This window comes from uncultured Algoriphagus sp. (assembly GCF_963974835.1).
Taxonomy (GTDB): domain Bacteria; phylum Bacteroidota; class Bacteroidia; order Cytophagales; family Cyclobacteriaceae; genus Algoriphagus.
The window spans coordinates 65,314-85,237 of record NZ_CAXBET010000013.1 but is presented as its reverse complement, the minus strand read 5'-3'; the positions used below and the strand labels follow the sequence as shown (position 1 = coordinate 85,237).

Sequence of the window (19,924 nt, the reverse complement as noted above, 5' to 3'; positions counted from 1 at the left end):
TCGCATCACACCAAAAGTGTGGCTTTTATACCATCCCTTAGTGCAGAATCAACTCCGACTTCATCCGCAAATTCATTCCATTTATTTACAACTGATTTTACCTGAGCTATCTTTTCCTCAGGCTTTTTAATATTCATCTTTCTAGCTACTTCCAGAAAATCAGCTTCATCGATCCCTTCCCTTTTACCGTTTACAGTCAAGGACTGTGAACTTACCCAGAGACTTCCAGGGCGATATGCATAGCAAATATCATAGGCAGGTGACAGTGACCATTTCCCACTTTGATCCATCAGGAAGGCAAAATTCTTGGTATGATCATCACAATTTCTCGCCAAGACATTAAACACCATTCGAGTAAACATCTGCTCCGCCTCGGGGTAAGAAAGCCGTAGCATTCGCATAGTTTCAAAAACCTGCTCATAACTGTAAAAACCAACTTGATTGAAGTCAAAATGATGGATGCCACATAAGCTCTGCATATGGATTTTCTGACCATTATCCATTCTGTCAAATCTCTTCGTCATAAAGTGTGCACGCCCATTCTCCTCCAGCAACCTGCATTCACTCATTTCAATGCCAGCTGCCTTAGCCATTAAATAATAAGCCATTTCTACTCTCCCAAAACCCACAGTAGCACCAAATTGAGAATCATGAACTCCATCAAATTTGATGATCCAGTAAGAAAATCCAGTTGGAGCTTTCACTTGGCCACTTTTTACTTCGCCTGTTTTTGTATTGAATGCTATTACTGCCTTAGCACGCGCTCCACCTGCTGAAGTACCAATTTTGAGAATATCAGAAGAGCAGATTGCTCCTCACTTGTCAAATTTGATTGAAAATCAGCTCTGGAGTTAAGGATTTTTCCCGCAATATTAACCAAGCTGTCAATTTCCAAAGAGCTTGCTTTCATAGACTCAGACCGAAAAGAAGGTTTGATTTCCAATGCTCCCACTCCTCGCTTTCCAATAAAACATAGTTGTTCGACAGGATTCAGACTATCGATCGCTCTGTCGTTTTGAATTAGCCAAGCGTTGATCAGTTGATTTCCGTATTTGTCAGGTAACATATCTGCAGGCAAACCTGGCAACCCTTTAAATGTGTCAAAAACATCGCCTCGGGATTTTCTGTTTTCAGGGAATTGGTAAATCCTATTTCCTTGACTCAATGGCATTTTGATTGGAGAAATATCCAAACCCGAGGAAAGGAAATTTTGGTCAAACTCAAAACTTCCCATTTGCTCAGATTCATCCCAGAGGATAGCACCGGCAAGCTTATCCCAAATCCATATTTCGGCCGCTACTACCACTCTAAAGGTGGGTCTTCTGCCGCCATACCACTATTCCTGACACGTTGACGCTCATGCTTCTTTTGAAGCTTGATGTAAGTCATTGGACTTATTACAGGCTTTATTTCAAATGACTCTAGCCATTGCAATTGATTAAGGACTCTGAGTACCTGAATCAATGTGATCAAATTCACCTTTTCACCACGCTCCAAGAGACTCAGTGTGGATCTACTCACACCAGCTTCGGTAGCCAACTGATCCTGAGACTTGTTTTGCTCCATACGATGATGCTTGACAAAATCTCCTAGCTTTTTCAAAATTGCTAAATCGCTTATTTGGTTATAATCCATGACTTAAATATCATTCATTATCTACAAATATATGACTTAATGAGTGATTTATAATACAAAAATTAAATTAAAATCAAATGATAAATCATTCATTAAATAGAAAAAAATGACTTAACGAATGACTTATAACTCAATTTTACGATTTATTGATTAAAAAACAAATTTCTACTCCACTTCCAATCGTAATTCCACCCTTTTTGGGCAAGAAGAATCGGGTGGTAAGCCAAAGCGGCTTTAGCCGTGGAGGCATTAAAAAACCGTTGATCATCTGTAAGTATGGCTATCTTATCTCCATTTGAATCACCTGAAATCAAATCCATTACTACTGAGAGAACATCAGCTGAATAAGAATTACCACTCTTCAGAAGTCTATTTTTCAAGCTCCAATCAATTTCATAACCCTTTGAAATCGGCTCAGAAGCAGAAATTGAAGCATTTTCACCCTGAGCACGAGCAAAAGCCAAAAACTCCCGCAGTAAGACTAAACCTGCATTTTTAAGTTGACTAGGACGAAAATCAGCTGAATCAATACTCGAAATAACATGCATTTTTTTCCTAGCGCGGGTGATAGCCACATTCAATCTATTTTCAGCTCCAGACTTTCCAAGCAATCCAAAGTTTGTCACCAACTTCCCTTCAGGATTTGGAGCATAGCCTAAGGATAAAATCACCTGATCAAACTCATCGCCCTGTACATTTTCAATGTTTCGAACCTTGATTACACTATTTTGAAAACCAGCTTTCCAGAGCTTTTCCCGAATCAATTCCATCTGAAAATAATTTCCCGTTACAATCCCAATAGCATCTTCAGGATAAGAACCAACAATTGATTCCACCTTCAAAACCACAGCATCAGCCTCCATCTTATTCACCTGATTCACCCAGATTCCCTCCACCTTTTCCCAAGAGAAAGCAGGTTTTCCAGCCATTGAAGTTGCATAATCCGGTAAGGTTTCCAGTTGATTTTCGTAGAAATGACTATTGGAAAAATGTATCAATGCAGGATCAGAAGAGCGGTAATGCCCCTTGAGTTGGTGCTTTTCGAAGAAATTTCCAGCCAATTCCAGTAAAGATTCTGCTTCGTATTCCAACCCTTCTTCGTCAGACTCCCATTTAACCTGATAAAAATCTGAAGGTCTCAGCTGTTTGGAATCCCCTGCAATCACCACCTGCTTACCACGAAGCATAGCAGGCAAACCTCGCTCAACTTGGCACTGAGAAGCCTCATCAAAAATCACCAAATCAAACTCCTGATTTAAAGGAAACAAAGCTGAAACAGTCTCTGGGCTCGCAAACCAACAGGGCAACAAACGAAAAACCTCCTTTCCTATTTCTTCCACCAGTTTCCGAATCGGCCAGCGCTGCCGCTTTTTGCTTACCTGATGAAGCAAATCCCGATAAGTCAGTCGATTTCCTAAGCGGTTAAACTCCAAGTCAGAAGTAACTTGTTCTCGAAGTCTTAGCAAGGCAATGTGCCTAGCGATCTTCCTTTTTTCAAGAATCGAATCCTTCAATTCAGCCAACTCATGGACCATTTTTAGACTTCCAGCATCCGCTAAAACAGGATTCTTCACCTCCAATTGAGCTATCCAAGCCAAATACCAGGAATTCCAAAACACCAAAACCTGCTCACTTAAATTCAAGTCGGCAAATTCAGTTTCAAGCTTTTTTGCAAGTGCAAGAGTAACTGAGTCAGAGCTTTCCAAAAACCTATCAAAAGCAACTAACTCAGAAAATGTCTGATTAATCTGGATTTCAAACTTGTCAGTAGAAAAGTCATTTTTAAGAATTTCCAAAATTTGTTCAGCCCTCAAATATGCCCTCCAACTAGTAGAATTGAGCTGAAGCGATTTAGAGAATTCATCTAGTTTTTTGAGCAGCTGCATAAAGTCATCAGAATTCCAGTTTGCCACTGAATGAACTTCTGGCTGACTTTTCCATGATTCCACCCAATCCAAAATCGGGGTTATCAATTCAATCCCATTCTTCAACCCTTCAATTGAAAGCTCACTACTATTCAAACCTTCAATTATCGGAAGGCTTGAAAGCTCAATTTTCAAGGATTTGAGAATGTCTAATTCAGTTTGAATATTAGATACAGATGCTTCAGTAAAGCTTAGATCGGCTCTCTTCAGAATATCAAAAGTCAGTGGAAACTTACTTTTACTCAAGTTCACCTGAATTTTCCCAAGCCATGAATTTGCTTTAGGTTGTAACGAATTCAATTCATTTTCTAAAGCAGAAATAGTCTCATTGCTTGCCGATATCCCAAATGAAAGCTGTTGTAACTTACTAATAGCCTGATCATTCCAGTCTCTAATGGTAGTCAAGTCCTTTAAAATAGCAGGATCGAAAACAGCTGAAATACCTAAATCAGGCTTTTCCAGTTGCTTAAGGGAAGAACTTAACCGTTCTACCTTTTTGCAGAAATCACCTTCCGAAATTATTAGCTCGGATAGCTTATCAAAGTCAAATTCATTGTTCAGGTGAATAGTCTTTTCTCTAAACCCTGAAATCTCTTTCAGGACCTGATTGATCCTAGGGAAAACGGAGGGCTCAAAATGGGTAAAAGAAACTCTGTTTTCCCAAAACGAGCCAGCAAACTGGACTTTATAAGAATGGTGAATTTTATAATTCTTTTCAAAATCCAGAGCTGTCTGATAATCCAACTTTGTTAATTCCGAATGCTCAAAAAATGGCCTTTTCAAATCAGCATTCAAATACATTGCCTTTACTGGAATGCCAGCAGCATCGGTATCAAAAAGTGCAGATCTAAACCTCTCAAACTTATCCGAAAGCCTAGAAATCGTCTTGGAATACTGCGAAATTTCACGCTCAAGTTGTATTGAATCAATCCCTCGATTTTGCTCCTGATAAGCCTCTATAGATTCAATTTGAGCTTTTATATTCTGAAAGAGGACTTTCTGATCTGCCCGAAAATCATGCACCAATCCCAAGAAATCACCAAAACCAGCTTTCGATAATCTCTCAAACACTACATCCAACGCAGCTCTTTTTTGGGAGACCACCAATACTTTTTTCCCTCGGGAGCAATAGTCTGAAACCAGATTTGCAATCAATTGAGACTTGCCCGTACCAGGCGGACCTTCTACAACAAGACTTTTGCCTTGTCGAACTTTCACTAAAACATTTTCCTGAGAAGCATCAAGTGGAAAAACAGGGAAAAGCTGGTCTTCTCTGGGAATTGGCTGATTTTCATCGTTTGCAAAAAACTGAGTAAATAACTCTTCCAGACTTAACTCGCCAAATTCCTTCTCCAGCTTTTCGTAATCAGTGAAAAGAAAACTTCCTTTTTGAGCAAATAACCCTAACAAAGCATAGCTTTTCAAGGCAATCCTTCCATCCTGAAATTGATTAGAATCCAGACTAAGTTGGGAAACTGGAAATGGAGCCAACTGGTCTTCAAACAGCGATGAACTCAGTTGAATCGAGAAATGATCATTAAGAATCTTTGAAAACCGAGTTCGGAACTCAGTTGTATCTGCCGACAATTCCTGCAATTCTTGATTCAATGAATCCGCCTCTAATGCTTTTCCATATGCATGGCTATACGCCAAAAGAAATGCAGGATTCCATTGCCAACCGTCAGTTTTTGAAAGAAACCATTGCCCATTTTCAAGTTGCAACTTTACTCCCAAAAGCAGTAATGGCGCACGCAAAACCTGCCCATTAATAAGCTTCCCTTCGACAAATGGCCAACCAAGAAAAAGTGATTGTTCACCAGTCTCTTCTTGTGTCAATTGATCACGAAAGGAAAGTCTGGATAATGCTTTCGAAAGCGTATTTACACCCGCGATACGGGGATCAAATTCAGAAATTAATGTGATGGGTTTCTTAGATGAAATAGACTTCCTAATAATTTCAAAGCTATTTTCGCCATTTAAAAAATCTAATTCCTTCAGATCTACAACTCCAAAACCTTCTGACTTGGATAAATAAAGCGACCTGTTTTTGGAGGAAAGGTCAACAAGACGGTTTCGGTAAGTCTGAAAGATTGACTCAGGCATTTAATGAAAAGGTGAGTCTTTTTCCTTTTTCAATTGATTATACACAATATGATCCAACCTGCCCGGCATCCACTTATTAAGGAATTTCAACAGCTTTCCTTGGGTAGTAAGCGTCAAATCACGCTTCCTTTTCAGTGTAGCATTCAATATCTCTTCGGCAACTTCATCCGAGCTCATCATTTTCGATTCGTCCCTAGGCGATTCTCCTTGCGCAGTACCATGGGCTGTGAGTGCATTTTTCCGAATATTGGACGCAGTGAATCCTGGGCAAGCCACTAAAACATGAACTCCCTTTTTCATCACTTCTGTTCTAAGAGATTCAAAAAAACCATTCATTGCGTACTTACTTGCTGTATAGGCAGTCCGAGCTGGCGTACCACGAAATCCGTTGATTGAGGAAATGCCAATGACGGTTCCTTTATTCTCGATTATGGAAGGCAAACAAAACTTGGTTGCATAGATAGTACCCCAAAAGTTGGTTTCCATCACTTTATGAAACACTTCGAAATCAACATGTTCGAAAAGTGCACGCATAGAAATACCCGCATTGTTTATCAGGATATCTATTTTTCCAAATTCGGATAAAACGGTTTCCGCCATTCGCTTATTATCAGCTATCACTCCTGCATCAGCTAAAATCGCTAATACAGTTATTCCCTCTCCTTCCAATTTCGCCTTTGAGTCATTCAGCTTGTCCTGATTTCTGCCCGTTATAACAATTTTAGCCCCAACTTTTCCGAAGGCTAATGCGCAAGATTCCCCAATGCCAGATGTGGCACCCGTTATTATAACTACTTTATCTTTAAGACTATCTTCTTTCATCGATCGTGCAAAGATACTGAATTTGTAATTTTTAAATTTCAAGTTCGAGTATCGAAAAAACCTCTAGGATTGATTTATATTAAAAGTTCAACCAAACAGTAATTCCTAACCGAACAAGTTTTAACCAATATTTCGATTTTTAAGTTTTCGAAGGAAATATTTTTTTAAGCCACGGTTATAATTAACAACGATATAGATTTCAAGTTGGATCTAGGGCTCACTATTACGGGCAAATTTCCCTAATTTTGCGCCCATGTCGCGAAAAATGAAAAATAAAGTGATTACCAACCTACTTATCGAGCGTATTGCTTCGGAGGGAAAATGCTTGGGACATCATGAAGAAAAAGTGGTTTTTGTAACTGGCGTTGCACCTGGAGATGTGGTAGATGTAAGAATCACCAAAGGGAAAAGCTCTTTTATGGAAGGCGAGCCAGTAAAATTCCATGAATTTTCCAAAGAAAGAATTGAGCCTTTCTGCTCGCACTTTGGCACTTGCGGCGGCTGCAAGTGGCAACACATTAATTATGACTTACAGAAAACCTATAAGCGTCAGCAGGTATTGGACCAATTTCAGCGTATAGCCAAAGTGGAGATGCCTGAAGTACTGCCAACTTTGGGTTCTGAAAACACTCGATATTATAGAAATAAGCTAGATTTCACTTTTTCAAATAAAAAGTGGCTAACTATTGAGCAAATCCAATCGGGAGAAGATTTTGATAGGAATGCACTCGGCTTCCATATCCCAAAGATGTTTGATAAAATCATTGATGTGGATCATTGTTACCTTCAGGGAAGCATTTCCAATGATGTCAGAAATGAGTTGAGAGCTTTTGCCTTAGATAATAATTTAAGTTTCTACGACATTAGAAATCAAGTTGGACTACTTCGTAATCTTATCATCCGAACCACGAGCACAGACCAATTTATGGTCATCGTGCAGTTTGGTGAGGAAGATCCTGAAGGAATTCAAAAAGTGATGGAGTTCTTGCATGAGAAATTCCCTGAAATCACCTCACTTCTTTATGTGATCAATACCAAAGGAAATGAGACTTTTCATGATTTGGAATTGGTCACTTTTGCAGGTGAAGCATTTATTGAGGAGGAAATGGAAGGATTGAAATTCCGAATTGGACCGAAATCTTTTTACCAGACAAACTCCGAGCAGGCGTATGAACTGTACAAAGTCGCCCGCGATTTCGCAGACTTAAAAGGTGATGAAGTAGTATATGATCTTTACACAGGAACTGGCACTATCGCCAATTTCGTTGCCAAGCAAGCTAAGCAGGTAATCGGTATTGAGTATGTAGCAGCTGCAATTGAAGATGCAAAGCTCAACTCTCAAATTAACGGATTGGACAATACGCTGTTCTATGCCGGAGATATGAAAGACATGCTAAATGATGAATTCATTGCTAATCATGCCGCACCTGACTTGATCATCACTGATCCTCCAAGAGCAGGAATGGATGAAAAAGTTGTACAGATGCTTTTAAGATTGAATGCTCCCAAGATCGTTTATGTCTCTTGTAATCCTGCCACGCAGGCTAGAGACGTAGCTCTTTTAGATGAAAAATATAAAGTAGAAAAGGTACAGCCAGTGGACATGTTTCCACAGACTTACCATGTAGAAAATGTCGTACTCTTAACTCTAAAATCATGATTTCAGATTTCAACGATCCAGAATTAAGTGGAAAATACCTAGGAACCATCACCGCTGATTTTGTCAAAATCTCTGATGCATTGAAAGAGGCTTCCTACCAGATCAGAACTCGAAAATTCTCCGATTACCCGATTTTCCCTATCTCCAAAGAGATGCAGCCTATAGGCAAAATCTTTGTTGGAAAAGAAGAAAAAGATCTTGATTGGAATTACTTCATGACCTATGTCGATGAATTTGTCCAGCGCAAACTAATTGCGGAAGAATCACTTCCTGATTTTGAAAAAGCCTACAAGGACCCAGACGAATTCTGCTGCTTGTTTGTGATGGATGGAGCTTTTACAAGTTTTGTATACATCCCATATCCGAATGATTAATTCCAGATTTTAACAACAAAAAAGCTTTACCTATTAACTGGGTAAAGCTTTTTTGTTTTGGTGTAAAAATCCAATTAACTATTCATCAAATCTTCGATTTCCTCAGCTTCTATTGGAATATTGCGCATCAAGTCGAAATAACCTTTCTCTTCCTCAATCACGATGTTATTTTCCAATCTGATGCCCAAGCCTTCTTCCTGAATATAGATTCCTGGTTCTACTGTAAATACCATTCCTGGTTTTATTGGTCCATGCATCGTCCCTACATCATGCACATCCAGTCCCAAATGATGGGAAGTACCATGCATAAAGTACTTTTTGTAAGCAGGCCAAGCTGGATCTTGATTTTTAATGTCAGTTTGATCAATCAGACCCAAGCCTACCAATTCACTTTGCATGATAAGACCTACTTCCTTGTGGTAATCCTGAATGTTTGTACCAATTCTCAAAATATTAGAAGCCTCTTTCTGCACTCTCAAAACAGCGTCATAAACTGCTCGTTGTCGCTCTGTAAATCTCCCGCTTACTGGAATAGTACGCGTCATATCGGCATTGTAATTACCGTATTCAGCGCCGACGTCCATAAGCAGCAATTCACCTGCAAGACACTCTTTGTGATTTTCTATGTAATGAAGTACGCAAGCTGAATCTCCTGAAGCGATGATAGGCTGGTAGGCAAAACCATTGCTTCGGTTTCTCACAAATTCATGTAAATATTCCGCTTCGATCTCATATTCTGTAACTCCCGGTTTTACAAAAGGAAGGATTCTTCTAAAGCCTTTCTCCGTAATGTCACAAGCAATCTGTAGCTGGTCTATTTCTTCCTTTTCTTTCACACCACGTAGCTTATGCATGATCGGCGCAGAACGGTGATAGGTGTGAAGTGGAAATCTCTCCCTGCACTTTTTGATGAATCGTGCATCTTGCGTTTCTACTACGACACCAGCGCGTAAATGCTCATTGGTATTTAAGTAAATGTTAGCGCAAAGCGCCATTACAGTGTTAAAGACCTGATCGAAATTACTTAACCACTGAATATTCTTAATTCCCGAAGTTGCTTCGGCTTCCTCCTTTGTATATTTGTGACCTTCCCAAATAGCGATGTGCTCATTTGTTTCGCGCAGGAAAAGCACTTCACGCATGTTAGGGTTTGGACAATCGGGAGCAACTAGAAGAATGGTCTCTTCTTGGTCAATTCCAGTTAAGTAAAACAAATCGTTATTCTGACGAAAGCGCATCGTTCCGTCAGCGTTGGTTGGCATGATGTCATTAGAATTAAAAATCGCGACACTGCTTTCAGCAAGCTTGTAGCAAAATTTCTCACGATTTTTAATATATAGAGAACTGGAAAGGGGTTGATATTTCATAATTTTTTTCTGCTTCTAAGGTGGAAAGTTACAAATTCTCAAGCGAAAATCAGGTTTGAAATTCAGCTGGAACCATTTTCCTGCTTTACTTTGTATATTACCGAGAGGGTAAATTAAAGCATGGAATTAAACATTAAAGAACTAGGTAACGGCATTCGTATTGTTCATCAGGAAGTTACCCATACCAGACTAGTTCACTGTGGATTTATATTAGATATCGGAAGTAGAGACGAAAGCAAAGAGCAAGAGGGCTTAGCTCATTTTTGGGAGCATATGGCCTTTAAAGGAACCAAAAAGCGAAAAACCTTTCATATCCTTAACAGACTGGAATCTCTCGGTGGAGAACTCAATGCCTATACAACAAAAGAGAAAGTTTGCTTTTATGCCTCTATTCTAAAAGAGCATTACGGTAAAGCTTCAGAGTTACTTTTCGACATTACTTTCAACAGTACTTTCCCGGAAAAACAGATCGAAAAAGAGCGTCAGGTTATTCTGGAAGAGATGGCCATGTATCGCGATTCCCCAGATGACGCTATACAGGACGAGTTGGACGAACTGGTTTTTGAAAATCATGCGTTGGGAAGAAATATTCTTGGAACAGAACAGACGGTAGGAAGCTTCACACAACAGGATTTCTTTGATTTTATTTCCACTCGCTTAGATACTTCCAGACTGATATTTTCGGTTGTTGGAAATATTTCATTCAAAAAAGTCCTGCAAGGAATAGAAGGCCCTCTTTCTCAAATTCAAACCAAAAGAAGCCTCTATGTGAGGAGTAGTTTCAATAATTATTCTCCCAAAGTAAAGTCTCAAGAGCGGGACGTGAGTCAATCACTTTGCGCTATCGGCCGTCCAGCTTTTTCTCTTTATGATCCAAATCGATTTAAACTTTATCTCTTAAATAACATACTTGGAGGACCTAGCATGAATAGCCGGCTTAATCTGATGCTGCGAGAAAAACATGGCTATGTCTATAGCATTGAATCCAACTATCATCCATTTTCGGATGTTGGCTTCTTTGGGATCTATTTTGGTACAGAAGGAAAAACGCTAAAAAAAGCCCGGTCACTAGTGCTTAAAGAAATGAGCAAATTATCGAACGTAAAGCTGGGAACGCTACAGCTTCATATGGCTAAAGAGCAGGCTATTGGTCAAATGGCGATGGCCGAAGAAAATTACTCTGCATTGATGCTCGTGTACGGTAAAAGTCTTCTCGATCATGGAAAAGTAGATCCATTGGACAAAATTTTCACTCAGATCAAAAACACCACTGCAACAGAAATTCAGGATATCGCTCAAGATATTTTCAATCCTGATATGCTTACTTTCCTAACTTATACTCCTCAATAATCATGGAATTTATCGATCCATCACTTTTAACTTACTGTGAAGACCATACTTCGAAAGAAGACGATTTACTGATGAAAATCACTCGTCAGACACAGGCAAAAATCATGATGCCAAGGATGATATCTGGTCATTTGCAGGGGAAAATGCTGGAGCTTTTCACCAAAATGCAAAACCCCAAAGCCATTCTTGAAATCGGCACCTATACTGGCTATTCAGGTATTTGTATGGCGAGAGGATTAAGGACTGGTGGCAAATTGATTACCATTGACATCAATGATGAGCTTGAAACGATGGTTCGAGGATTTTTTGAAGAAAGCGGATTGACTAGTCAAATCGATTACCGACTAGGAAATGCACTGGAAATCATCCCGACACTTCCAGGACCTTTCGACATGGTGTTTATTGATGCTGATAAAATCAATTATAGAAAGTATTACGATTTGATCATTGACAAGATGAATTCTGGAGGAATTATCCTCGCAGATAATGTACTTTGGTCAGGCAAAATATTAGTAGAAAAAGGCCAGAAAATTGACAAGGATACTCAGGCAATTCTGGACTTCAATGCCATGATTCAAAACGATCCACGCGTTGAAAATATCTTACTTCCAATCCGGGATGGAGTGATGATGGCAAGAAAAATCCAGTAGATAACAAAAGGGGAACCATTTTTGCTAAAATGAGCCTGAAACTACGATGAAAGCCCTTTTCGAATGAAAATCAACAGTACAACCTACCTCTTTTTCATCCTAACACTTTTTACCAGCCATCACCTACTGGCTCAAATACCACAAGTTCCCGCTGAATTAGAGTTTGCTGATCTAATCGTAAGAATAAATCCCCAAGCTAGAAGAGAAATTCAGCTTGATGTGGATGCTCAATACCGAAATCCTTCTTATTTCAAAGTAAAGCAAGATCGTGTGAATCTTTACATGCCTATCATCGAGAGGGAGCTTAGAAATTCAGGAGTTCCCGTGGACTTGAAATACCTGGCAATCCAGGAAAGTGGCTTAATAGGAAATGCAGTATCCACTTCAAATGCGGTTGGCTTTTGGCAGTTCAAGCAAGGTACGGCTGAAGAAGTCTTTCTTAGAGTAGATAACCAAGTAGATGATAGAAAAAACATTGTATCCTCGACCAAAGGCGCTGCACTTTATCTAAAAAAGCAGAATAATTCCTTTGACAACTGGATGTGTGCTTTAGTCTCCTATCAAATGGGTTTGGGCGGAGCAAAAGCTTATTTTGGCACTCAATATAATGGAAAGCAAGTAGTGGATGTAGATAGAAATACACATTGGTATTTCAAGAAGTTTTTGGCTCACAAAATTGCATTTGGAAGCTCAAATTTCACACTCGCAGGCAGTGGACATTATTTGGTAGAAGAGCGTGTTCAAGGGCCGACTACGCTTAGTGCTCTAGCCAAAAAATATGGCGTATCAGAACAGCATTTAAAAGATTACAATCTTTGGGCCAATAATGGTAGAATCCCTGGAGATAGAATATATACGGTTATTTATGTAAAAGACGGTTCTCTGCCTGTGCAGCCGGCAATTATCACCGAGTCTCGTCCTAGCACCCAAAATTCAGGCTCTGCCACTTCATCACCCAGCTACACTCAGGCTAATTCTTATCCTAGAATTGGAGGAAATACAACTAAGGCCTCACTTCCTGATCAAATTACAGTTAACAACTTAAATGGAGTTCAGGCTGCGCAATCCACTACACAGCGTACTTTTTCTGACCGTGTTGGTATCAAAGAAAACAAATTCAGAAGGCTAAATGATTTGGATAAAGGAGAGCGGATTGAAGCTGGTAAATATTACTACACAGAGAAAAAGAATGCAAGTGCACAAGTTGCCACACACATCGTAAGGCCAGGTGAAACGCTTTGGAGTATTTCCCAGAAATATGGAATTAAGCTGTCTGCGCTAAAATCCAAAAACAGAATAAGAAAAGACAATGAGTTAAAAGCAGGAATGGTCTTGAATTTACAAGAGCATAGAAAGCGTGGAGATGAAATACCTAGAGTGAACTTAACTACACCTGCTCCGACGAGGCAGGTAGTCTCCTCTTCCCAGACTTCAACTGTTACTCAACCAGCTCCAGTCACATCCACTCAAAATAGTTCGGGAGCTTCTTCATCCAGAGTTACGCATACCGTTTCCAGTGGCGAGACGTTATATGCTATCAGTAAAAAATATGGCGTGACTATCAACCAATTGAAAGACTGGAATAATATCGGAACTCAAAACATCATATCCATTGGGCAGAAATTGGTTATCTTTCGCCCCTGATCTGCAATCCCCCACGCTTTTTAAATGTTAAAGTATTTCCTCATTTTTGGATTATTCACACTATGCTTTAGCCACTCTCTTATGGCTCAGGACAGGCAGTACATACCTGATACAGTCCTGATCAACGGTGATACTTTACTGATGTTGGGTGATTCACTTTTGATAGAAGAGCCGGTAAAAGAGATCTTTTGGAAAACTGGAGGAAACTATAATTTAAATATCCAGCAGGTTACTTTGTCCAACTGGGCAGCTGGTGGAGCCAGTACATTCGCACTGAATTCGGGTCTCACCCTATATGCCAACTATAAAAAAGACAATAAGGTCTGGGATACTCAGATGACAGTCAGCATGGGCTTCAATAGGCAGGACGACAGATCCTATAAGACCAGAAAGACTAATGACAATTTTACGTTCGTTAGTAATTATGGTAGGGAACTTTCGGAGTTTTTTTATCTCTCTACTCAGGTGGATGCAAGAACCCAACTGCTGGCTGGCTATAAATACACCACTGCAAATGACGTAGTTTCCAGGTCCAAAATATCTGACCTCTTATCACCTGGCTACATTCAGTCTTCCACTGGTCTTAATTATCGTAAAACTTATGAGGACAAAAGTAAAATATCCGTAATCCTATCTCCATTCACAGGTAGATTTACAATTGTGCTGAACGACTCTCTGAGTACGGCCGGAGCATTTGGTGTGGAGCCGGGAGAGAATGTACGTGCTGAAGCGGGGGTGTCCATTGCAGCCTCAGTAACAGATATAAAGCTAATGCAAAACGTCACCTGGAAATCTGACATCAACCTTTTCTCTAACTACGAGGTATTTGGAAATATGGTAGTCAACTTTAACTCCATGATCAGAATGCAAGTAAATAAGTTTATATCTACCCGTATAGAAACTGTACTAATCTACGATGAGGAGGTTTTCATAAAGCAAGATGATGGCACATCCAAGCAAGCTGTGCAGCTTCAAAACCTGATTAACTTTGGGATATCTCTGGATTTTTAGAAGTCAGTTTCCAAGCCAAACCTGCGCTGAAACTCTCCCAAAGCAGCATGCTTTTCCTTTAAAAAATTGAATTTATCTGTACTCGTATAGAGCTTATTTCTTTCGGATTCCAGCTCTTCCTTTAGCTCAATTTCTACTTTGAAATGATTAACATTCCCAATCTCCCTTATAATTCTGACTAATTCGGGTTTCATTTTTAATGCAAGTTCCTCTTGCACATGCCCCATCACATCGAGAACTACAGCATCGCCCTTCATCTTCATAGCTTGCCCAAGTATGGCCAGTTCCATGCTTTTACCAAGTTTCTGAAAGTGATCTTTTACCTGGCTGAACATGTCATCCAGGATTTCTTGATTTAGGTCTCTTCCTTCTACTTTCACCTCAATTACTTCCTCGCTTACCTGAGATCTCACCTGGTGAAGCTCTTCCTTTGCCTTTTGCTCAGCTAGTTGTTTGGTATGCTGAAGATTTTTTGGAATAGAAATAGTCTTCTGTAACAAACTAGGTTTGGCAGTAAAGGACGAGGTAGGAAGAGGAATGGGTTCTTTCAGTGGCTCAGGTACTGAGTCTGTCAGGCTTTTTTTTTTGCGTCTTCAACAGCCATCATCGATAAGCGAAAAGCCTGAGGAAGTTTTGCCATTTTCATCAAAGCCAACTCCACATGTAAACGCTGGTTCTTAGATGTCTTGTAATGAATATCGCATTGATTCGCGATGTTCAGAGCGGAAAGCAAAAAGGAAGCAGAAGCCGCTTCTGTCTGCTGCAAGTAGCGCTCTTTGGCTGATTCAGAAACCTCAATCAATTCCACTGTTGCGGGATCTTTAGCTACTAATAAGTCTCTTAAGTGCTCGCAAAGACCGACGATAAAGTTGTGTCCGTCAAAACCTTTTTTAAGGATTTCATCAAAAATCAGTAGAACTTTGGAAAGATCTTCACCGACCAAAGCATCCAGAACTTTGAAATAATAATCGTAATCGAGAATATGTAGATTGCCTATAGTCTCATGATAAGTCACTTTCTTCCCTGCGGAATAGGTCACAATCAAATCAAACATGGAAAGTGCGTCCCGTAAAGCACCATCAGCTTTTGTTGCGATCAATCGAAGAGCTTCTTCTTCATAATCCACTTTTTCCTTCTCAGCAATGTATTGGAGATGTCCGGCGATGTCTTTAATCTGAATTCTATTGAAATCAAAAATCTGACATCTGGAAAGGATAGTGGGGATGATTTTATGTTTTTCCGTAGTCGCCAATATAAAAATGGCATATTTCGGAGGCTCTTCTAACGTCTTCAAAAAGGCGTTAAAAGCCTGATTGGAAAGCATGTGCACCTCATCAATGATGTACACTTTATACTGTCCTTTTTGCGGAGCATAGCGTACTTGATCTACCAGATTTCGGATATCATCTACGGAGTTGTTCGAGGCAGCATCGAGTTCGTAGATATTGAAAGAACTGTTGTTTTGGAAAGAAACGCAAGACTCACATTTGCCGCAGGCTTCAAAATCAGCCTGAAGATCTTCACAGTTAATTGTCTTGGCAAGGATGCGGGCACAGGTAGTCTTCCCCACCCCACGTGGACCACAAAACAAAAAAGCCTGAGCTAGATGATTGTTTTTGATAGCATTTTGAAGCGTGGTGGTAATATGCTGCTGCCCAACTACGCTTTTAAAATCTGCCGGTCTGTATTTTCTTGCCGAAACGACGAAATTTTCCATCACCGCAAGATATAAAAAACTCTATACTCGGGAAGCCCAAAAACCTCCATTTTCAGACAATTTCCGCTAATACTTTGATTTACAAACCCATGAAAATTTAAATTCTTACATGTTTTTCAGCTGCTCGAAAACTATTCATTGACGGAACCAAAATTGTATTACTTTTGTCATCCTATTTAAATGGGGCTGACCGGTTTTGACAGTAAGTGTAAAGATCGGGCTCGCATGCAGGCTGGAGTATGTACGGCCTTGAAAAATTCATACGCACTATAAATGGCGAAGAATCTTACGCTATGGCTGCCTAATCTAACCTTTATCGGATAGATCACTTGAAGGGTTGAGTTACGAGAGTAATTCCCCGGCCACATCTCACCGCCCGTTGTCTGATCCGGGTGGATGTGAGGTGTCGACTTGATCGGACTGCTGCTTGTGATGCTATTATGCAAGCCTAAGATTCAGTAGCTAAGTCGGAACTAGGTGTGTTACCCAGCATATTTCGATCGAAAAACCAACCGGTAACTAAGCATGTAGACGGTACGTTGTTTCCTTATCTGGACGCGAGTTCGAATCTCGCCAGCTCCACCTGACGGCACAAATCCAAATTTGAAGGATTTGTGCCTTTATTTTTTGATAATAGTCCATTAATCATTAACCCCAAAGGATCACCCGTCAAGTTTTATAATTATCCTTTTTGGGACGTTCAATTTTATTAAGGAATTATTCAAAGAGCATTTTTCGATAAGTTATTTTCCCAATGTTGAAACTTTAACTCAAAATATACCGTTTGGTATATTAAATGCCTATCTTGCCTATCTATTCGATAAATGTCTTTCTAAAAACATGTCAAAAGCAGATCTTACTCGTCAATTCATTATAGAGAAAACTTCAAACCTTTTTAACAAAAGTGGTTATGCAGGTACTTCTATGACAGATATTACTTCTGCCACCGGTTTGACAAAAGGAAGCATCTATGGCAATTTCAAAAACAAGGAAGAGGTAGCAATTGAGGTGTTTAGGTACAATTCAGGTCGCTTGGCAGTGAAAATGAGTTCGGCAATTGGATCTGAAAAAAGTGCATATAATCAACTTGTTGCTTTCACTGATTTTTATAGAAACAACTGGGATTCAATGTTAGAAAAAGGGGGATGCCCGCTACTTAATTCTGCTACAGAGATGGATGATGCACTGCCTTTTATGAAAACAGAGGTATTACATTCATTTAAAGGACTTACAGAACGGATTACTAGAATAATTGAATTTGGTATCCAACAAAAGGAATTCAAAGAGAATATTAGTATTAGTAGTGCAGCATACGCCTCATTGTTTCTCATGCTGATAGAAGGAGGTATCCTATTGGCTAAAACCTTTGAGAAACAGGACTATCTTAATCAAGCTTTAGATAGAGTGCTCAAAATTATTAATGATGAAATAGTAAAGTAAAAAAATTTAACCTAAAATATACCGATTGGTATTTTATTTTAATTTTAATTAATCTCATACACATGAAAACAACAAACAACACGGTTTTAATCACTGGAGGAAGTGCTGGAATCGGATTCGAAATCGCAAAATTATTGTCTGAAAAAGATAATACGGTCATCATCACAGGAAGAAACTCTGAGCGTCTTCAACAAGCTGCGGCTAAACTGCACAATGTAACCACAATTGTCTCAGATGTAAGTATTTCAGAAGATGTAGACAAGTTGGTGGATAAACTAAAGTCCGACTACCCTAGCCTAAACATGGTGATTAATAATGCAGGACGGGCATTGCTATACGACTTGGCCGATACTGATAGCAATGCCTTTGCAAAAGCAGAAGACGAAATGCTGACTAATTACCTTTCAGTAATACGATTGAATGAAAAACTTTTACCCTTGTTGAAAAAGCAAGAATCCGCAGCCATAGTCAATGTCTCTTCTGTGGTTGCATTTGTCCCTGGTTTTTTGGCCACTTATTCTACCAGCAAAGCTGCACTTCATTCCTACACACAATCCCTTCGTTTGGCGTTGGAAAAAGACAGTAAAGTTGAAGTTTATGAATTGATGCCTCCATTGGTAGACACTGAATTTTCTGCTCCAATTGGTGGAAAAAATGGAATTTCACCTACAGTAGTGGCAGAACAATTTATAGCAGGATTGGAAGACAGTGTATATGAAATCCGGGTGGGAAATACAGAAGATTTATATCAGCTGTTTCTTTCTTCACCTGAAGAAGCTTTCAATTATATGAATAAGTCCAGGGTTCAGGATATTCATTCTTAATTTTAGAGTGAAGGTAAATTCAATGAAACAAAAAATTGCGTTTGCATTAATTATGGGGATAGTGACGACAGGAATCATTTCCTTCACCCTGATAGCCATTAATCTGGGTTGGCCTTTTATTTACCTAGGTATTTGGATAAAATCCTGGGGAGTAGCCTATTTGATAGTGATTCCTGCCATCCTCATAATTTCTCCTTTTGTTGAAAAATTGGTGCGCATTCTCCTTCCTGAAAAATAAATAGAAACTGAAAATAACCTCATGACACAAAGTTCGCCCAATTATATCATGCTCACGTTTGGGCTGACTACAATAGCCACCATGTTTCTGTTTTTTTGGACCGTTAGAAAATCCAGGTCTGAACTGACAAGAAAAAAAGGGCCGATCCTCATTTTAGCTTTGACGGGTTGGCTGCTCTTGCAGGCTATCTTCACTCTAAAAGAATTCTACACGAGTGAATTAATGTCATTTCCACCAAAAATCATGGTGCTGGGCATACTGCCGCCAATTTTGACAATCACCCTGTTATTTACATCCTCAAAAGGAAGAAGCTTCATTGATAGCTTGCCCCTCAAAAATCTAACTTATTTACATACTGTCAGAATTCCTGTAGAAATTCTCTTATACTGGCTTTTTCTAACTGGGATGGTACCGGAACTAATGACTTTTGAAGGCAGGAATTTTGACATCCTCGCAGGAATTACAGCTCCTTTCATGGCTTATTTTGTGTTTGAAAAGAAGAAGTTGGGCCGACAAACTTTGTTGATATGGAATTTCATATGCTTGGGGCTTTTGGCAAATATTGTGATCAATGCTTTGCTTTCAGCACCTTTTCCATTTCAGCAATTCGCCTTTGAACAACCCAACACTGCCATTTTGAACTTCCCATTCAGTTGGCTTCCCACATTTGTTGTTCCTATGGTGCTATTCGGACATTTAGTTTCCATTAGGCAATTGATCAAGAACGGATTAAATGACAACCTTGAAAAGTGATATGACCCCACTAGAGCATTTACAAAACCTGATTGGAAAAGAATTTACAGATTCACCTTCTCCATTTATGCGTTGGCTGAAGCCCGTGGTTAAAAGCGTGGAATTAGGTGCCATGGAATTTGAATATCTGATCCGGGCAGAATGGTTAAATCCAATAGGGAATCTGCATGGTGGCGTTACTGCGGCAATTGCGGATGATATTTTAGGAGCAACTATGTTCTCTCTGAATGAACGCTACTTCTATACGACCATCAATAATGTAATTGACTATTTCTCCACCGCCAAGTTGGGAGAAACCATCGTGGCGAAAACAAAAGTTCTCAAAAAAGGAAAGCAGTTTATCAATGCTGAATGCGAGATCTGGAATTCAGACCAGGCTGATTGCTAAGGGTTATTCCAATTTATTCAAAA

General features: G+C 39.6%; 19 protein-coding genes and 1 other RNA gene. 12 read left to right on the top strand and 8 right to left on the bottom strand.

Annotated features, from left to right (window positions below; genetic code table 11):
- Window positions 1–5 precede the first annotated feature (5 nt).
- The 5 genes from AACZ73_RS19305 to AACZ73_RS19285 all read right to left on the bottom strand — a co-directional run bounded on the left by AACZ73_RS19305 (window position 6) and on the right by AACZ73_RS19285 (window position 6,485).
- The gene (locus tag AACZ73_RS19305; RefSeq protein WP_339880466.1) at window positions 6–746 is read right to left on the bottom strand and encodes a HipA domain-containing protein; all 741 of its coding nucleotides are present in this window, start codon (window positions 744–746) and stop codon (window positions 6–8) included.
- Entirely contained in the window at window positions 746–1,306 is a 561-nt protein-coding gene (locus AACZ73_RS19300; protein WP_339880419.1) for a HipA N-terminal domain-containing protein, read from the bottom strand. The genes AACZ73_RS19305 and AACZ73_RS19300 overlap by 1 nt, the downstream gene beginning before the upstream one ends.
- Window positions 1,300–1,635, bottom strand: a complete 336-nt coding sequence (locus tag AACZ73_RS19295) for a helix-turn-helix transcriptional regulator (protein WP_339880417.1) — start codon at window positions 1,633–1,635, stop codon at window positions 1,300–1,302. Before AACZ73_RS19295 ends, AACZ73_RS19300 begins: the two co-directional genes overlap by 7 nt.
- Window positions 1,636–1,778: 143 nt before the next feature.
- Window positions 1,779–5,663, bottom strand: coding sequence for an AAA domain-containing protein (locus AACZ73_RS19290; protein WP_339880415.1), 3,885 nt, complete (start codon window positions 5,661–5,663; stop codon window positions 1,779–1,781).
- Complete coding sequence (locus AACZ73_RS19285) at window positions 5,664–6,485, bottom strand: SDR family oxidoreductase (protein ID WP_339880413.1); 822 nt, start codon at window positions 6,483–6,485, stop codon at window positions 5,664–5,666. It abuts the gene before it with no gap.
- A gap of 253 nt (window positions 6,486–6,738) precedes the next feature.
- Between AACZ73_RS19285 and rlmD the strand changes: the two genes are divergently transcribed.
- Both rlmD and AACZ73_RS19275 read left to right on the top strand, forming a co-directional pair.
- Window positions 6,739–8,145 carry a 23S rRNA (uracil(1939)-C(5))-methyltransferase RlmD gene (gene rlmD / locus AACZ73_RS19280; RefSeq protein WP_339880411.1) on the top strand — a complete coding sequence of 469 codons (1,407 nt, stop codon included), beginning with the start codon at window positions 6,739–6,741 and terminating at the stop codon, window positions 8,143–8,145.
- Complete coding sequence (locus AACZ73_RS19275; protein ID WP_339880410.1) at window positions 8,142–8,519, top strand: hypothetical protein; 378 nt, start codon at window positions 8,142–8,144, stop codon at window positions 8,517–8,519. Before rlmD ends, AACZ73_RS19275 begins: the two co-directional genes overlap by 4 nt.
- Before the next feature lie 74 nt (window positions 8,520–8,593).
- Here AACZ73_RS19275 and AACZ73_RS19270 read toward each other — a convergent pair whose 3' ends face one another.
- On the bottom strand, window positions 8,594–9,886 hold the full coding sequence (locus tag AACZ73_RS19270; RefSeq protein WP_339880408.1) for an aminopeptidase P family protein: 1,293 nt from the start codon (window positions 9,884–9,886) through the stop codon (window positions 8,594–8,596).
- Between the two features lie 120 nt (window positions 9,887–10,006).
- Here AACZ73_RS19270 and AACZ73_RS19265 point away from each other — a divergent pair, with 120 nt between their 5' ends.
- From AACZ73_RS19265 to AACZ73_RS19250, 4 genes are all read left to right on the top strand, one after another.
- Window positions 10,007–11,236 (top strand): pitrilysin family protein, encoded by a 1,230-nt coding sequence (locus tag AACZ73_RS19265; RefSeq protein ID WP_339880406.1) that lies wholly within the window; start codon window positions 10,007–10,009, stop codon window positions 11,234–11,236.
- Between the two features lie 2 nt (window positions 11,237–11,238).
- A complete protein-coding gene (locus tag AACZ73_RS19260) occupies window positions 11,239–11,886 on the top strand; it encodes an O-methyltransferase (protein ID WP_339880404.1) in 648 nt (215 codons plus the stop codon).
- 63 nt (window positions 11,887–11,949) lie between these two features.
- The gene (locus tag AACZ73_RS19255) at window positions 11,950–13,530 is read left to right on the top strand and encodes a LysM peptidoglycan-binding domain-containing protein (protein ID WP_339880403.1); all 1,581 of its coding nucleotides are present in this window, start codon (window positions 11,950–11,952) and stop codon (window positions 13,528–13,530) included.
- Between the two features lie 81 nt (window positions 13,531–13,611).
- Window positions 13,612–14,541 (top strand): DUF3078 domain-containing protein, encoded by a 930-nt coding sequence (locus tag AACZ73_RS19250; protein WP_339880402.1) that lies wholly within the window; start codon window positions 13,612–13,614, stop codon window positions 14,539–14,541.
- On the opposite strand, the gene AACZ73_RS19245 is transcribed toward AACZ73_RS19250, so the two are convergent.
- Both AACZ73_RS19245 and AACZ73_RS19240 read right to left on the bottom strand, forming a co-directional pair.
- Window positions 14,538–15,041 carry a hypothetical protein gene (locus tag AACZ73_RS19245; protein WP_339880400.1) on the bottom strand — a complete coding sequence of 168 codons (504 nt, stop codon included), beginning with the start codon at window positions 15,039–15,041 and terminating at the stop codon, window positions 14,538–14,540. The genes AACZ73_RS19250 and AACZ73_RS19245 overlap by 4 nt on opposite strands.
- 71 nt (window positions 15,042–15,112) lie before the next feature.
- Window positions 15,113–16,258, bottom strand: a complete 1,146-nt coding sequence (locus AACZ73_RS19240; RefSeq protein ID WP_339880398.1) for a DNA polymerase III subunit gamma/tau — start codon at window positions 16,256–16,258, stop codon at window positions 15,113–15,115.
- Between the two features lie 182 nt (window positions 16,259–16,440).
- Here AACZ73_RS19240 and ssrA point away from each other — a divergent pair.
- The 6 genes from ssrA to AACZ73_RS19210 all read left to right on the top strand — a co-directional run bounded on the left by ssrA (window position 16,441) and on the right by AACZ73_RS19210 (window position 19,901).
- Window positions 16,441–16,843, top strand: a transfer-messenger RNA (tmRNA) gene (gene ssrA, locus AACZ73_RS19235).
- Between the two features lie 255 nt (window positions 16,844–17,098).
- Entirely contained in the window at window positions 17,099–17,698 is a 600-nt protein-coding gene (locus AACZ73_RS19230; RefSeq protein WP_339880396.1) for a TetR/AcrR family transcriptional regulator, read from the top strand.
- A gap of 62 nt (window positions 17,699–17,760) precedes the next feature.
- Window positions 17,761–18,522: an SDR family NAD(P)-dependent oxidoreductase gene (locus AACZ73_RS19225; protein WP_339880394.1), complete on the top strand. Its 762-nt coding sequence runs from the start codon at window positions 17,761–17,763 to the stop codon at window positions 18,520–18,522.
- Window positions 18,523–18,544: 22 nt separating this feature from the next.
- Window positions 18,545–18,760 carry a DUF2798 domain-containing protein gene (locus tag AACZ73_RS19220; RefSeq protein WP_339880392.1) on the top strand — a complete coding sequence of 72 codons (216 nt, stop codon included), beginning with the start codon at window positions 18,545–18,547 and terminating at the stop codon, window positions 18,758–18,760.
- Between the two features lie 21 nt (window positions 18,761–18,781).
- Window positions 18,782–19,513: a hypothetical protein gene (locus AACZ73_RS19215; RefSeq protein WP_339880391.1), complete on the top strand. Its 732-nt coding sequence runs from the start codon at window positions 18,782–18,784 to the stop codon at window positions 19,511–19,513.
- Window positions 19,494–19,901, top strand: a complete 408-nt coding sequence (locus AACZ73_RS19210; RefSeq protein WP_339880390.1) for a PaaI family thioesterase — start codon at window positions 19,494–19,496, stop codon at window positions 19,899–19,901. Before AACZ73_RS19215 ends, AACZ73_RS19210 begins: the two co-directional genes overlap by 20 nt.
- Window positions 19,902–19,924: the final 23 nt, after the last annotated feature.